This is a genomic window from Streptomyces sp. NPDC039465, assembly GCF_055639315.1.
Window position 1 is genome coordinate 140,494 of the sequence record NZ_JBVKAP010000001.1, and the last position, 13,219, is coordinate 153,712.

At 70.9% G+C, this 13,219-nt stretch carries 10 protein-coding genes; all 10 read right to left on the reverse strand.

Annotated elements, in window-relative coordinates:
* Nucleotides 1-110 precede the first annotated feature (110 nt).
* The 10 genes from tpiA to ACZ7LT_RS00745 all read right to left on the reverse strand — a co-directional run bounded on the left by tpiA (nucleotide 111) and on the right by ACZ7LT_RS00745 (nucleotide 13,212).
* Nucleotides 111-887, reverse strand: coding sequence for a triose-phosphate isomerase (gene tpiA, locus ACZ7LT_RS00700; protein ID WP_471232517.1), 777 nt, complete (start codon nucleotides 885-887; stop codon nucleotides 111-113).
* Nucleotides 888-893: 6 nt separating this feature from the next.
* The gene (locus ACZ7LT_RS00705; protein ID WP_471232519.1) at nucleotides 894-2,105 is read right to left on the reverse strand and encodes a phosphoglycerate kinase; all 1,212 of its coding nucleotides are present in this window, start codon (nucleotides 2,103-2,105) and stop codon (nucleotides 894-896) included.
* Nucleotides 2,106-2,219: 114 nt separating this feature from the next.
* A complete protein-coding gene (gap, locus tag ACZ7LT_RS00710) occupies nucleotides 2,220-3,227 on the reverse strand; it encodes a type I glyceraldehyde-3-phosphate dehydrogenase (RefSeq protein ID WP_471232521.1) in 1,008 nt (335 codons plus the stop codon).
* Nucleotides 3,228-3,451: 224 nt separating this feature from the next.
* Nucleotides 3,452-6,409, reverse strand: coding sequence for a M14 family metallopeptidase (locus tag ACZ7LT_RS00715; RefSeq protein WP_471232522.1), 2,958 nt, complete (start codon nucleotides 6,407-6,409; stop codon nucleotides 3,452-3,454).
* A 164-nt stretch (nucleotides 6,410-6,573) separates the two neighbouring features.
* Nucleotides 6,574-7,563: a DNA-binding protein WhiA gene (whiA, locus tag ACZ7LT_RS00720; protein WP_019885348.1), complete on the reverse strand. Its 990-nt coding sequence runs from the start codon at nucleotides 7,561-7,563 to the stop codon at nucleotides 6,574-6,576.
* Complete coding sequence (locus tag ACZ7LT_RS00725; protein WP_471232523.1) at nucleotides 7,554-8,576, reverse strand: gluconeogenesis factor YvcK family protein; 1,023 nt, start codon at nucleotides 8,574-8,576, stop codon at nucleotides 7,554-7,556. Before ACZ7LT_RS00725 ends, whiA begins: the two co-directional genes overlap by 10 nt.
* Entirely contained in the window at nucleotides 8,573-9,511 is a 939-nt protein-coding gene (gene rapZ, locus ACZ7LT_RS00730; protein ID WP_471232524.1) for an RNase adapter RapZ, read from the reverse strand. The genes ACZ7LT_RS00725 and rapZ overlap by 4 nt, the downstream gene beginning before the upstream one ends.
* Nucleotides 9,508-11,520: an excinuclease ABC subunit UvrC gene (gene uvrC / locus ACZ7LT_RS00735; protein WP_471232525.1), complete on the reverse strand. Its 2,013-nt coding sequence runs from the start codon at nucleotides 11,518-11,520 to the stop codon at nucleotides 9,508-9,510. Before uvrC ends, rapZ begins: the two co-directional genes overlap by 4 nt.
* A gap of 211 nt (nucleotides 11,521-11,731) precedes the next feature.
* A complete protein-coding gene (locus tag ACZ7LT_RS00740) occupies nucleotides 11,732-12,553 on the reverse strand; it encodes a hypothetical protein (RefSeq protein ID WP_471232526.1) in 822 nt (273 codons plus the stop codon).
* Complete coding sequence (locus ACZ7LT_RS00745; RefSeq protein ID WP_471232528.1) at nucleotides 12,550-13,212, reverse strand: papain-like cysteine protease family protein; 663 nt, start codon at nucleotides 13,210-13,212, stop codon at nucleotides 12,550-12,552. Before ACZ7LT_RS00745 ends, ACZ7LT_RS00740 begins: the two co-directional genes overlap by 4 nt.
* Nucleotides 13,213-13,219 lie beyond the last annotated feature (7 nt).

Below are 13,219 nucleotides of genomic sequence, written 5' to 3' on the forward strand. Positions count from 1 at the left end.
GGGCTCGGCCGTGCGGCGTGAGCCGCGTCCGGTGCCGTGTGCCACAGGCCCCCGCAAGGGTACGACGGATCCGTCCTACCGCATACTCACCGGTCTACCGACCGGTGACCTCACTGGTCGCGGAAGCGGACGATCTTGACGAACTCGTCGGCGTCCAGTGCCGCGCCGCCGACCAGGGCGCCGTCCACATCCGGCTGCGCCATGATCGCGGCGACGTTGTTCGCCTTGACCGAGCCGCCGTACTGGATGCGTACCTTGTCGGCCAGCTCCTGCGAGTACAGCTCCGCCAGCCGGCCGCGGATCGCCCCGCAGACCTCCTGGGCGTCCTCAGGGGTGGCGACCTCGCCGGTGCCGATGGCCCACACGGGCTCGTAGGCGATGACGACGGTCTCGGCCTGCTCGGCGGGGATGTCCTTCAGGCCGCCGTCGAGCTGGGCCAGGGTGTGCGGGACCTGCTGGCCGGCCTTGCGGACGTCCAGGCCCTCACCGACGCAGAGGATCGGGGTCAGGCCGTGCTTGAAGGCGGCCTTGACCTTGGCGTTGCAGATCTCGTCCGTCTCGTGGTGGTACTGGCGGCGCTCGCTGTGGCCGACGGCCACGTACGTGCACTTCAGCTTGGCGAGCATGGGGCCGGAGATCTCGCCGGTGTACGCGCCGGAGTCCTGCGCCGAGATGTCCTGGGCGCCGTACTTGATCTTCAGCTTGTCGCCGTCGACCAGGGTCTGGACGGACCGAAGGTCGGTGAAGGGCGGCAGGACGGCGACCTCGACGGCGTCGTAGTCCTTGTCGGCGAGCGCGAAGGCGAGCTTCTGGACGTGGGCGATGGCCTCGAGGTGGTTGAGGTTCATCTTCCAGTTGCCCGCCATCAGCGGGGTGCGGGTGGTCATAAAGGGTCAGTCCTCCAGTGCGGCGAGGCCGGGAAGCGTCTTGCCCTCGAGGTATTCGAGGCTGGCGCCGCCACCGGTCGAGATGTGGCCGAATGCGTTCTCGTCGAAGCCCAGGATGCGGACGGCGGCGGCCGAGTCGCCGCCGCCGACGACGGTGAAGCCGTCGGAGTCCACCAGGGCCTGCGCCACGGCCTTGGTGCCGTTCGCGTAGTCGGGGTGCTCGAAGACGCCCATGGGGCCGTTCCAGAACACGGTGCCCGCGTCGGCGAGCTTGGCGGCGTACAGTTCGCGCGTCTTCGGGCCGATGTCCAGGCCCTCCTTGTCGGCCGGGATGGCGTCCGAGGCGACGAGCTCAGGGTTGGCCGGGGCCTTGGTCTTCAGGTCGGGGAAGTCGGCCGAGACCAGGACGTCGAGGGGGAGCACGAACTCCACGCCGCGCTTCTCGGCGCGGGCGAGGTAGTCCAGGCAGGCGGGGATCTGGTCCTCCTGGAGCAGCGAGATGCCGACCTCGTGGCCCTTGGCCTTGAGGAAGGTGTACGCCATGCCGCCGCCGACGAGGATGCGGTCGGCCTTCTCGAGGAGGTGGTCGATGACGCCGAGCTTGTCGGAGACCTTGGCGCCGCCGAGGACGACGACGTACGGCCGGCGGACGTCCTCGGTGAGCTTCTTGAGGACGCCGACCTCGGTGGCGATCAGGTAGCCGGCGGCGTGGGGCAGGCGGGCCGGCAGGTCGAAGACCGAGGCGTGCTTGCGGTGGACCGCGCCGAAGCCGTCGCCGACGTACAGGTCGGCGAGCTCGGCGAGCTGGTCGGCGAAGGCGCCGCGCTCGGCGTCGTCCTTCGAGGTCTCACCGGCGTTGAAGCGGAGGTTCTCGACGACGGCCACCTGGCCGTCGGTGAGGGCGGCGACGACGGTCTTGGCGGACTCGCCGACGGTGTCGGTCGCGAACGCCACGTCGGCGCCGAGGATCTCGCCGAGCCGGGCGGCGGCCGGGGCGAGGGAGAACGCCGGGTCGGGGGCGCCCTTGGGGCGGCCGAGGTGGGAGGCGACGATCACGCGGGCGCCGGCCTCGGCGAGCTTGGCGACGGTGGGCGCGACGGCGCGGATGCGGCCGTCGTCGGTGATGGTGGTGCCCTCGAGCGGCACGTTCAGGTCGGCGCGGACGAATACGCGCTTGCCCGTGACGCCTTCCGCGAGAAGTTCGTCGATCGTCTTCATCTGGTTGGTGACTCCTTGAAAGTTCAGAAGGTCAACACAAGCCGCAGGGCTCGTACAGCGCATCATCGCGCTGTCCGAGCCCTGCGCTCACATCGAGGTGCCTGCCCCGGTGGTTTAGAGCTGACCGCCGACGAAGACGGTCAGGTCGACGAGGCGGTTGGAGTAGCCCCACTCGTTGTCGTACCAGCCGAGGATCTTCACCGAGTTGCCCTCCTGGACCATGGTCAGGGAGGAGTCGAAGGTGCAGGAGGCCGGGTCGCTGACGATGTCCGAGGAGACGATCGGGTCCTCGGTGTAGTACAGGATGCCCTTGAGCTCGCCGTCGGCGGCCTTCTTGAACGCGGCGTTGACCTCGTCCTTGGTGACCTCGCGCTCGAGCTGGACGACCAGGTCGGTGGCGGAGCCGGTCGGGACCGGCACGCGCATGGCGATGCCGTCCAGCTTGCCCTTGAGCTTCGGCAGGACCAGGGCGGTGGCCTTCGCGGCACCGGTCGTGGTCGGAATGATGTTCTCCGCGGCGGCGCGGGCGCGGCGCAGGTCGGAGTGGGGGAAGTCCAGGATGCGCTGGTCGTTGGTGTATGCGTGGACCGTGGTCATCAGACCCTTGACGATGCCGAAGTTCTCGTCGAGCACCTTCGCCATCGGCGCCACGCAGTTGGTGGTGCAGGAGGCGTTGGAGATGACGTGGTGGTTGGCCGGCTCATACTTGTCCTGGTTGACACCCATCACGATGGTGATGTCCTCGTCCTTGGCCGGAGCCGAGATGAGGACCTTCTTCGCGCCGCCGGCGATGTGCTTCTCGGCGTCCGCCTTCTTGGTGAAGATGCCGGTCGACTCGATGACGATGTCGACGCCCAGCTTGCCCCAGGGGATGTCGGCCGGGTTGCGCTCGGAGAGCACCTTGATGGTGTGGCCGTCGACGGTGATGGTGTCGGCGGTGTGGGTGACCTCGGCCTTGAGGCGACCCAGAATGGTGTCGTACTTCAGCAGGTGAGCCGTGGTCGCAGTGTCACCCAGGTCGTTGACAGCCACGATCTCGATGTCGGCACCCTGCTCAAGGAGCGCGCGGAAGTAGTTGCGACCGATGCGGCCAAAGCCGTTGATGCCTACGCGGATCGTCACGAACCGATCTCCTCGTTAGGTACGCCGGGTTTCGACGCCGGCGAGATTCTTTTAGGGATGTCCCCGACCGCTTACGACCCTACCTCTCCCGTCGGCTCAGAGTGACATCGTGCACGGTCGGAAGACCCCGGAAATGCACCGTGGCCCGTAACTACCGACGGGTTCGAGCCACGGTGCGCCTTTCATCCCGATCACTGACTGTGATCAAAGGTGCGGGTGGTCGCTCAGCCGTGCACCGCGCGGAGCGCCTTCCGGATCAGGGCCCCGCGTTCCTCCGCGCGCACGACATGTTCCAGGCCGAAGCCGAGGAGGACGGTGTCACGGGTGGTGACGGCGGCCTGGGAGTGGAAGAGCCCCGGGGAGCGGGCCCAGTCGACGGCGTTGCCGGGGCTGCCGGCCGGGGCGCCGGGGACGGTCCAGGCGCCGAGGGATGTCTCGAAGCCCTCGGTGTCCCGGGCGGCGCCGCCGACGACCAGTGTGGCCCCGTCGACGAAGACGCCCGTCTCGCCGGTGCCGGGGTCGGAGACGTAGGAGAGGGAGACCTCGACCTTCTTGCCCGCGTAGGCGCTCAGGTCCATGGAGGCCTGGCGCCAGCCGTTCGAGGCGCCGGTGAAGGCGTGCCAGGCGCCGCTGGTGCCGGTGGCGGTGCAGGCCTCCTCGCCGACGGTCAGGTAGCGGGCGAGGAAGGGGTGGCCGCGGACGTAGTAGCCCTCGGCGCAGTCGGCGGGCGGTGCGGCGGAGGTGCCGCCGTTGGCGTCGGGGAGGGTGGTCCAGTCGTCCTGGCCGGCGGTGTGGGCCTCGACGACGAGGTTGTCGTACCCCTCCTCGGTGTCGTGGCTGATCTGGAACTGGAGGCTGGGTCTGGCGGAGGCGGCGACGCCGGTCAGGTCGATCGTGCGGGTGAGCCGCATCCAGGCGTTGTCGGCGTGCCGGGCGGCGGCGAAGGAGGTGCCGTCGTGCGGCTCGAAGGGGGTGCGGACACCCGGGTAGTCGCCGGCGGAGGCGGCGGCGAAGTGGGGGAACTCGTCCGGTGTAAGGGCGTCGGAGGTGATCGTGTAGGCGCCGGCGTTGTCCAGCGGGTTGCCTTCGGCCGCTGACAGGGCGGCGGTGGCGCGGGCGAACTTTCCGGTGCCGGCGAAGGACGGCGGTGAGGCCAGTCCGGCGCGGTGGTAGGCGCCGAGGTAGTACTGCGCGAAGTCGTTGGAGACGGCGCGCCCGATGACGGCCTGTCCGCCGGACTGCTCGCCGGTGTTGATCAGTTTGCCGCCCTCGTTGAGGTAGTCGCGTACGGCGAGGACGTTCGCGCCGGAGGGGCGGTCGGCGCCGGTGTACCAGACGACGGTACGGAAGTGGCTGAGGACGCCGAGGGGGTGCGGGGTGCCCTGGGTGGCGGTGTCCCAGACGGCAGCCGTGCGGCCGTTGTCGGCGAGGGCCTTGCTGTAGGCGGCGGTGTGCCGGGCGGGGGTGGTGCCGCCTTCGTCGGCGAGGACGAGGACGTCTCCGCGGGGGCGCTGGGCCACGGTGTACGTGAAGGGGGTGGAGGTGCTCGTCGTGCCGGCGCGGGTACGGCCGGTGAACCAGACCTCGACCGTGTCGCCGGGCCGGGCGCCCTTCACGCGCGCGCGGTACTCGTCGAAGTAGAGGTTGTCCTCTCCGCCGTATCTCTCGCCGCCCTTCCAGGCCTTGAGGTCCGTGGTGTGGGTGCGGCCGCCGTTGACGCGGTACTTCAGCTCCTTGGCCCGCAGGGACTTGCGGGCGGTGACGGCGACTTCCTGGGTGCCACCGCGCGCGTAGGAGGTGGTGAAGGCGTCGGGGGTGAAGTCGGGGGCCTCGATGCCGGTGGTGGAGACGGGCCGGTCGGGGTGGGCGGAGCTCTCGGCGACGGCGAGCGCGAAGGGGATGTTCTTGGCGAACTCCTGCTGGATCAGCTTCTCGTCGTCGGGGAAGGTGAACACGGAGGCGCAGTCGGCCGGGTTCCAGGCGTCGTCGGGGTCGATGCGGGAGGCGGTGGCGCAGGTCGACATCTCCGGGGTGAACATCTGCATCCCGTTGACGTTGGCGGCGTGTCCGTCGGCCTCGCCGTTGGTGGTGTAGAGCTCGGAGGAGACCTGGGGGCGGTAGCCGGGGACGGCGGGTTTCTGCGGGGTGCCGGCGAGGGCCTTGAGGGCGACGTCGTCGGGGGTATCGGTGGCGACCTGCCAGCCGACGCCGTAGAGGATCAGCTGTGCGGCGGAGTGGTAGTTGATGCCGTACTGGAAGCCGATGCGCTTTTGGAAGGCGTCGAGGGCGCGGGTCTCCGGTTCGGACATGGGACCGGTGCCGCGGTAGGTCTCGTCGGCCGGGTCGGGGGACGAACCCTCGTTGTCGTAGCCCCACTTGTAGGAGAAGTTGCGGTTGAGGTCGACGCCGTCGCCGGGGGTGATGCGGCCGTCCCCGTTGTTGTCGCGGAGGTTCTTGCGCCACTGGCGGTTGGCGTCGGAGGCGTGGGTGTGGTCGTAGCCGTCGGGGTTGGCGGAGAGGACGAACCACAGCTCGGTGGTGTCGACGATCTTGGTGATGCGGGGGTCCTTGCCGTACTGGGCGAGGTAGTGGTGGAGCAGCCGCCGGTTCATCTCGGGGGTGATCCACTCGCGGGCGTGCTGGTTGGAGAGGTAGAGCGTGGCCGGCTTGGTGCCGTCCGTGGTGGTCCTGGCGCCCTTGCTGAGCTTGAGGGCGAGGATGTCCTGGCCCTTGACGGTCTTGCCGATGGAGACGGCCTTGGTGAGGCCGGGGTGGGCCTGGGCGGTGGCGAGGATCTCCTGTTTGAGGCCGCCGGGGCCGCCGTAGGGGCGGAAGACGCCGTCTCCGGCGGCGGCGACGCGGCGGGTGGCCTGGGCGGAGAGGGTGTGCTCGGTGAGGTCGAGGCCCTTGGCGCGCAGTTGGCGGGCCTGCCGGTCGGTGAGGTAGAGCTCGAGGGTGGCGGTGCCCCGGTCGGGCACCTGCTCGGTGAGCTCGTGTCCGTCGGTGCCGGCTTCGAGCAGGAGAGGTACGTGTTCCTTGCCGACGGGTGCGCGCCATACGGAGAGGGCGTCGTCGTCGCCCGGGTCGCCTTGGTGGTTCGTGGCTCCGGCGGTGGGTGCGGCCGCCAGAGCGGTGATCAGCAGTGAAGCCGCGGCGAGGATCGATCTCGCTCTGCGTCTCATGAGCCCCCCTTGCTGTTGTCTGCCACGAGAGTGGACAGACGCCAGGCTCATGACAGTCCATGATCATGTCAAGGGTGCCCGGCGGGCCACCGGAATGCCGCCGCCGACGCCTCAAGAAGGCGTCGGCGGCGGGGAGTTGAGCGGTTCGCGCGGCGGTGGGAGGCTCAGCCGACCAGGCTGTCGTCCATCTCCTCGGTGAGGTTGGACTCGGTCCCGGGGATGCCCAGATCCTGTGCGCGCTTGTCGGCCATGGCCAGCAGACGGCGGATCCGGCCGGCGACGGCGTCCTTGGTCAGCGGCGGGTCGGCGAGCGCGCCCAGCTCCTCCAGGGAGGCCTGCTTGTGCTCCATCCGGAGCCGGCCCGCGGCCGCCAGGTGCTCGGGCACCTCGTCGGCGAGGATCTCCAGGGCGCGCTGCACCCGGGCGCCCGCGGCGACCGCCGCGCGGGCCGAGCGGCGCAGATTGGCGTCGTCGAAGTTGGCGAGCCGGTTGGCGGTGGCGCGGACCTCGCGGCGCATCCGCCGCTCCTCCCAGGCCAGCACCGACTCGTGCGCGCCGAGCCGGGTCAGCAGGGCGCCGATCGCGTCGCCGTCGCGGACGACGACCCGGTCCACGCCGCGTACCTCACGGGCCTTCGCGGCGATGGAGAGCCTGCGGGCGGCGCCCACCAGCGCGAGGGCGGCCTCCGGTCCGGGGCAGGTGACCTCCAGGGAGGAGGAACGTCCCGGCTCGGTCAGCGAGCCGTGCGCCAGGAACGCGCCACGCCAGGCGGCCTCCGCGTCGCAGGTCGCCCCGGAGACGACCTGCGGGGGCAGCCCGCGGATCGGCCGGCCCCGGCCGTCGACCAGGCCGGTCTGGCGCGCCAGCTGGTCGCCGCCGGCCACCACCCGCACGACGAAGCGGGAGCCGCGGCGCAGCCCGCCGGGGGCCATCACGATCAGTTCGGAGGTGTGGCCGAAGATCTCCAGGATGTCGCGCTTGAGCCGCCGGGCGGCCATCGCGGTGTCCAGTTCCGCCTCGATCACGATCCGGCCGCTCACGAGGTGCAGCCCGCCCGCGAACCGCAGGATCGACGAGACCTCCGCCTTTCTGCAGCAGGTCCGGGTGACGGGGAGCCGGGAGATCTCGTCCTTCACCGCTGCCGTCATCGCCATGGGCCGATCCTTCCATGCATCCGAAAAATACGGTCGTACGCGGCTGCCAACAGCTCCGGATCGTGCTTCGGAACGCCATCGGGTCGGGCGACCGGCGCCAGCTCGACCGCGGCACCGAGCCGCTTGGCGGCGTCGGCGAGGGAGTCGCGGTCGGGCACGGCGGCCTCGTCGGCGAGCACCACGTCCAGGGCGAGTTTAGGGGCGTGTCGCCCCAAAACCTCCAAATGACGCTGCGGAGAGAACCCTTCGGTTTCTCCGGGCTGTGGCGCGAGGTTGAGCGAGAGGACCCGGCGGGCCTTGGTCTCCACGAGGGCGTCCAGCAGCTCGGGTACGAGCAGGTGCGGGATCACCGAGGAGAACCAGGAGCCGGGGCCGAGCACCACCCAGTCCGCGTCGAGGACGGCGGCGACGGCCTCCGGCACGGCGGGCGGGTCGTTCGGCACGAGGTGCACGGACTGCACCTCGCCGGGGGTGAGCGCGACGGTGGCCTGACCGCGGACGGTGTCCACGTCCTCCGGACGTGCCGGGTCGTGCCCCTTGACCAGGGCCTGGAGCTCCAGGGGCACCGCGGACATGGGCAGCACCCGGCCGTGCGCGCCGAGCAGCTTGCCGACCAGGTCCAGGGCCTGGACGTGGTCGCCGAGCTGCTCCCACAGGGCGACGATCAGCAGATTGCCGACGGCGTGCTCGTGCAGGTCGCCCTGGGACTGGAAGCGGTGCTGGATGACCCGGGCCCAGGTCTGGCCCCAGTCGTCGTCGCCGCACAGGGCGGCCAGGGCCTTGCGCAGGTCGCCGGGGGGCAGCACGCCGAGCTCCTCGCGGAGCCGGCCGCTGGAGCCCCCGTCGTCGGCGACCGTGACCACGGCGGTCAGGTCGCCGGTGATACGGCGCAGCGCGGCGAGCGAGGCCGACAGGCCCATGCCGCCGCCGAGCGCGACGACCTTGGGCTGGGCGCCGCGTCTGCGGAGCGTACGGACCGAGAGGGTGCTCGTACGCCGGCGGTAAGGCTTCACTCGCGCCCCATGTCCCGGTGGACGACGACGGTCTCGACCCCTTCCGAGGCGAGGCGGGCGGCGAGCTTCTCGGACGTGGCGACGGAGCGGTGCTTGCCGCCCGTGCAGCCGACGGCGATGGTCACGTACCGCTTGCCTTCGCGGCGGTAGCCCGCGGCGATCAGCTGGAGGAGTTCGGTGTAGCGGTCGAGGAACTCCTTGGCGCCGGGCTGGTTGAAGACGTAGTTCGACACCTCTTCGTTGAGGCCGGTGAAGGGGCGCAGCTCGGGGACCCAGTGCGGGTTGGGCAGGAAGCGCATGTCGACGACGAGGTCGGCGTCGACCGGCAGGCCGTACTTGAACCCGAAGGACATGACGGTGGCCCGCAGCTCCGGCTCCTCGTCGCCGGCGAACTGGGCGTCCATCTTGGCGCGCAGTTCGTGGACGTTGAGGCTGGAGGTGTCGATCACCAGGTCGGCGTCGCCGCGCAGCTCGCGCAGCAGGTCGCGCTCGGCGGCGATACCGTCGGTGATCCGGCCGTCACCCTGGAGGGGGTGCGGGCGGCGGACCGATTCGAAGCGCCTGACCAGGGCCTCGTCGGAGGATTCCAGGAAAACGATCCGGCGGGTGACCTGCTTGGCGTCGAGGTCGGCGAGGGATTGCCGGAGGTTGTCGAAGAAGCGCCGGCCGCGGACGTCCACGACGACGGCGATCCGGGCGACGTTGCCCTGGGAGCGGGCGCCGAGCTCCACCATGGTGGGGATCAGCGCGGGCGGCAGGTTGTCGACGACGAACCAGCCGAGGTCCTCCAGGCACTTGGCGGCGGTGCTGCGGCCCGCGCCGGACATGCCGGAGATGATCACCAGCTCGGGGATGGCCGGCTCGGCGGCCTCACCGGCCTCCTTCGTGCCCGTACTCACGTGTACTGCTCCGTCTTCTCGGTCGTGCTCGGTCATGCTGTGGTGCCCCCGTCGTCTTCAATGATCTCTCCTGTCGCCGTGTTCACGGCGGGTGCGGCCGGAGCCGCCTGTGCGAGGGCCACGGCCACGGCCTCGGCGGTCTTGGGGCCCATGCCCGGGACCTCACAGATCTGCTCGATTGTCGCCTGTCGCAGCCGCTTCACCGAGCCGAAATGCTTGATCAACGCCTGCTTGCGGGTCTCGCCGAGGCCCGGCACCCCGTCCAGGGGGCTGACCCGCAGACGCTTGTGGCGCTTGGTGCGCTGGTAGCGGATGGCGAAGTCGTGAGCCGTGTCACGGACCCGCTGGAGGAGGTAGAGGCCCTCGCTGGAGCGGGGCAGGACGACCGGGTCGTCGTTGCCGGGCAGCCAGACCTCCTCCAGGCGCTTGGCGAGGCCGCAGACGGCGATGTCGTCGATGCCGAGCTCGTCCAGGGCCCGCTGCGCGGCCGCGACCTGCGGCTGTCCGCCGTCGACGACGACGAGCTGGGGCGGGTAGGCGAACCGCTTGCGCCGGCCGTTGTCCTCCGCCGGGACCTCGCCGGAGACGGCGGCCTCGGCCGCCTCCGCACCGCCTTCGGCGGGCAGGGCCCACTCCCCCGTCCTCTCCTTCTCGGCGAGATAGCGCCGGAAGCGGCGGGTGAGGACCTCGTGCATGGAGCGGACGTCGTCCTGGCCCTCGAAGCCCTTGATCTGGAAGCGGCGGTACTCGCTCTTGCGGGGCAGCCCGTCCTCGAAGACGACCATGGAGGCGACGACGTCCTCGCCCTGGAGGTGGGAGATGTCGAAGCACTCGATGCGCAGCGGCGCCGACTCCAGCTCCAGGGCGTCGGCGATCTCCTCCAGGGCCCGGGAGCGGGTGGTGAGGTCGCTGGCGCGTTTGGTCTTGTGCAGGACGAGGGCCTGCTGGGCGTTGCGGGCGACGGTGGCCATCAGGTCCTTCTTGTCGCCGCGCTGGGGGATGCGCAGGGAGACCTGGGAGCCGCGGCGGCCGGCGAGCCACTGGGTGACGGCGTCGGCGTCGTCCGGGAGGGCCGGGACGAGGACCTCCTTGGGGACGGCGTCGCCGGTCTCCTCCCCGTACAGCTGCTGGAGGGCGTGCTCCACCAGGCCGGCGGTGTCGACGGCCTCGACCTTGTCGGTGACCCAGCCGCGCTGGCCGCGCACCCGGCCGCCGCGGACGTGGAAGATCTGCACGGCCGCTTCGAGCTCGTCCTCGGCCACGGCGATCAGGTCGGCGTCGGTGGCGTCGGCGAGGACGACGGCGCTCTTCTCCATGGCCCGCCGCAGGGCCTCCATGTCGTCGCGGAGGCGGGCGGCCCGCTCGTACTCCATCTCCTCGGCCGCCGCCATCATGTCCTTCTCCAGGCGGCGCAGGTACGTGCCGGTGCGGCCGGTCATGAAGTCGCAGAAGTCCTCGGCCAGTTCGCGGTGTTCCTCGGGGGTGACGCGGCCGACGCAGGGGGCCGAGCACTTGCCGATGTAGCCGAGGAGGCAGGGGCGGCCGGTGCGGGCGGCGTTCTTGAACACGCCCGCGGAGCACGTACGGACGGGGAAGACGCGCAGCATCAGGTCGACGGTTTCGCGGATCGCCCAGGCGTGGCCGTACGGCCCGAAGTAGCGCACGCCCTTCTTCTTGTGGCCGCGCATCACCTGCACCCGCGGGAACTCCTCGTTCAGGGTCACCGCGAGGTACGGGTAGCTCTTGTCGTCCCGGTACTTGACGTTGAACCGGGGGTCGAACTCCTTGATCCAGGAGTACTCCAGCTGGAGCGCCTCGACCTCGGTGGATACCACCGTCCACTCCACGGAGGCGGCCGTGGTGACCATGGTGCGCGTGCGCGGGTGCAGACTCGCCAGGTCCTGGAAGTAGTTGGCGAGGCGCTGACGCAGGGACTTCGCCTTCCCGACGTAGATCACCCGGCGGTGCTCGTCACGGAATTTGTAGACCCCCGGGGAGTCGGGGATCTGTCCCGGCTTGGGGCGGTAGCTGGAGGGGTCTGCCATGCACCACACCCTACTTGCGGGCAGTGACAGAGCGGGGTCCCGGACCGATTCGTACGGCTCCTGGCCGGACCCGGGCGATGCCCTGGGGGCGGGCCTGCGGGACGCCCCGGCCGGGTGGTGCCGGCCCGGCCGGGGCGTCGCGCGTTCACCGCGGGGGTCTCGCTCCTGGCAGGGGCTCACTCCTGCCAGGACCCTCCCTGTCGGCGGGGTCTCACTCCTGGCGGGTGCGGCGGCGGCGCAGGGCCGTCATGGTGATCAGGGCGAGGGCGGCGAGGGCGCCCGCGCCCGCCGTCGCCGAGGCGACGGTCACGGCGGACCCGCCGGGATCGGGTGCGGCGGATGCGACGGTGACCGGGGCGGGTGCGGGCCGGCCGTAGCCGCCGGCCTTGCCGTCGCGCGCGTAGGCGGAGCCGGGGAGCTTGTCGCCGTACGCCTTGGCCACGCGCGCGTGGTACCGGTCGAGGGTGGTGCCGTTCGCGCCGATCGCGCGGACGGCGTCCTCGTCGAGCGGGAGGATCTTGGTGCCCTTGTGGACGTACCAGGCGTCGATCTGCGGCTCGCGGAAGACGGTGCCGCCGGGCAGGGCGCGGGCGCCCTGGGCGGCGTAGCGGGTCTCGTCGTCGCCGGTGGCGATGTTCACGACCTGCCAGGTGCCGCCTCTCTTCACCGTCCACAGGGAGGCCTTCTGGCCGTTGGCGGAGACCGCCTTGGCGGCGTGGAACTGCACCTTGGCGACGGGTGCGCCGGGCTTGCCCGCGACGAAGTCCGCGGAGAGGAAGCGGACCGGCACGGACCGGCCTTCGATCCGGGGCTTGGCGGCGGAGCGGGCGGTCGCGCCGTCGCGGGCGTCGCGGGCGTCGCGGGTGAAGAAGCGGGAGAGGGTGTCGAGGGTGGCGGGGGCCGAGACGGCCTGGTCAGGGGTGGTCGGGGCGGGGGTCGCGTGGGCGAGGGGGGAGGCCAGGCCGATCAGCGCGGGGGTGAGGGCCGCGGTCAGGGCGGCGGCCGGTATCAGGTGTCGGGTCATGGTGCTCACGCCCCGATCCGGTAGAGCGAGTGGGTCCAGGAGAAGGAGTCGTTGTCGACGTACCAGGCGTGGGAGGCCCAGTTGTAGCGGTAGCTGGAGGGCCAGGGGTCGCCCCAGTAGACCCAGCTGTTGGCGTCGTCGTAGCCGTAGACGACGTGCATGTGGCCGCCGCCGCCGGACCACTGGATACGGGTCTCGATCGGTCGGTCGTTGTTGATCTCGGTCTGGACGGTGGAGTAGCGCAGCCAGCCGTTGACGTACGAGCCGGCGCTGATGCCCGCCCAGCGCAGGCCGGTCTGGACGTGGCCGAGGGTGGCTTGGTTGTTGGGGCACTCGGTGCCCTGCTGGCGATTGAAGGCGGCGTTGCAGAACTGGTTCTGGCTGTAGCCGCGGCCGTACCAGGTGGCGATGGTGTTGCCGGAGGCGGCCCAGCACCAGTTGCTCTTCTGCTGGGCCTGCATGGTGATGCCGAGTTGCTTGTAGGCGAGGGCGGACCGGTCCTGGCTCGGGGCGGAACGGTCGTGGCTCAGTACGGACCGGTCCTGGCTCTGGACGGAACGATCGTGGTTCGGTGCGGCGGTTGCCGTGGCGGTCGGCACGGCGAAAAGGGCCACGGCGACGAGCGCCGCGAGGGAGAGCCCTCTTCGTCGTTCTGTTCTCTTGCGCATCGCGTCC

Excerpts from the sequence above, each read along its gene's own strand:
- ACZ7LT_RS00715 (WP_471232522.1), bottom strand. The coding sequence starts at position 6,409 with ATGAGACGCAGAGCGAGATCGATCCTCGCCGCGGCTTCACTGCTGATC.
- tpiA (WP_471232517.1), bottom strand. The coding sequence starts at position 887 with ATGACCACCCGCACCCCGCTGATGGCGGGCAACTGGAAGATGAACCTC.
- ACZ7LT_RS00705 (WP_471232519.1), bottom strand. The coding sequence starts at position 2,105 with ATGAAGACGATCGACGAACTTCTCGCGGAAGGCGTCACGGGCAAGCGC.
- whiA (WP_019885348.1), bottom strand. The coding sequence starts at position 7,563 with ATGGCGATGACGGCAGCGGTGAAGGACGAGATCTCCCGGCTCCCCGTC.
- ACZ7LT_RS00745 (WP_471232528.1), bottom strand. The coding sequence starts at position 13,212 with ATGCGCAAGAGAACAGAACGACGAAGAGGGCTCTCCCTCGCGGCGCTC.
- uvrC (WP_471232525.1), bottom strand. The coding sequence starts at position 11,520 with ATGGCAGACCCCTCCAGCTACCGCCCCAAGCCGGGACAGATCCCCGAC.
- rapZ (WP_471232524.1), bottom strand. The coding sequence starts at position 9,511 with ATGACCGAGCACGACCGAGAAGACGGAGCAGTACACGTGAGTACGGGC.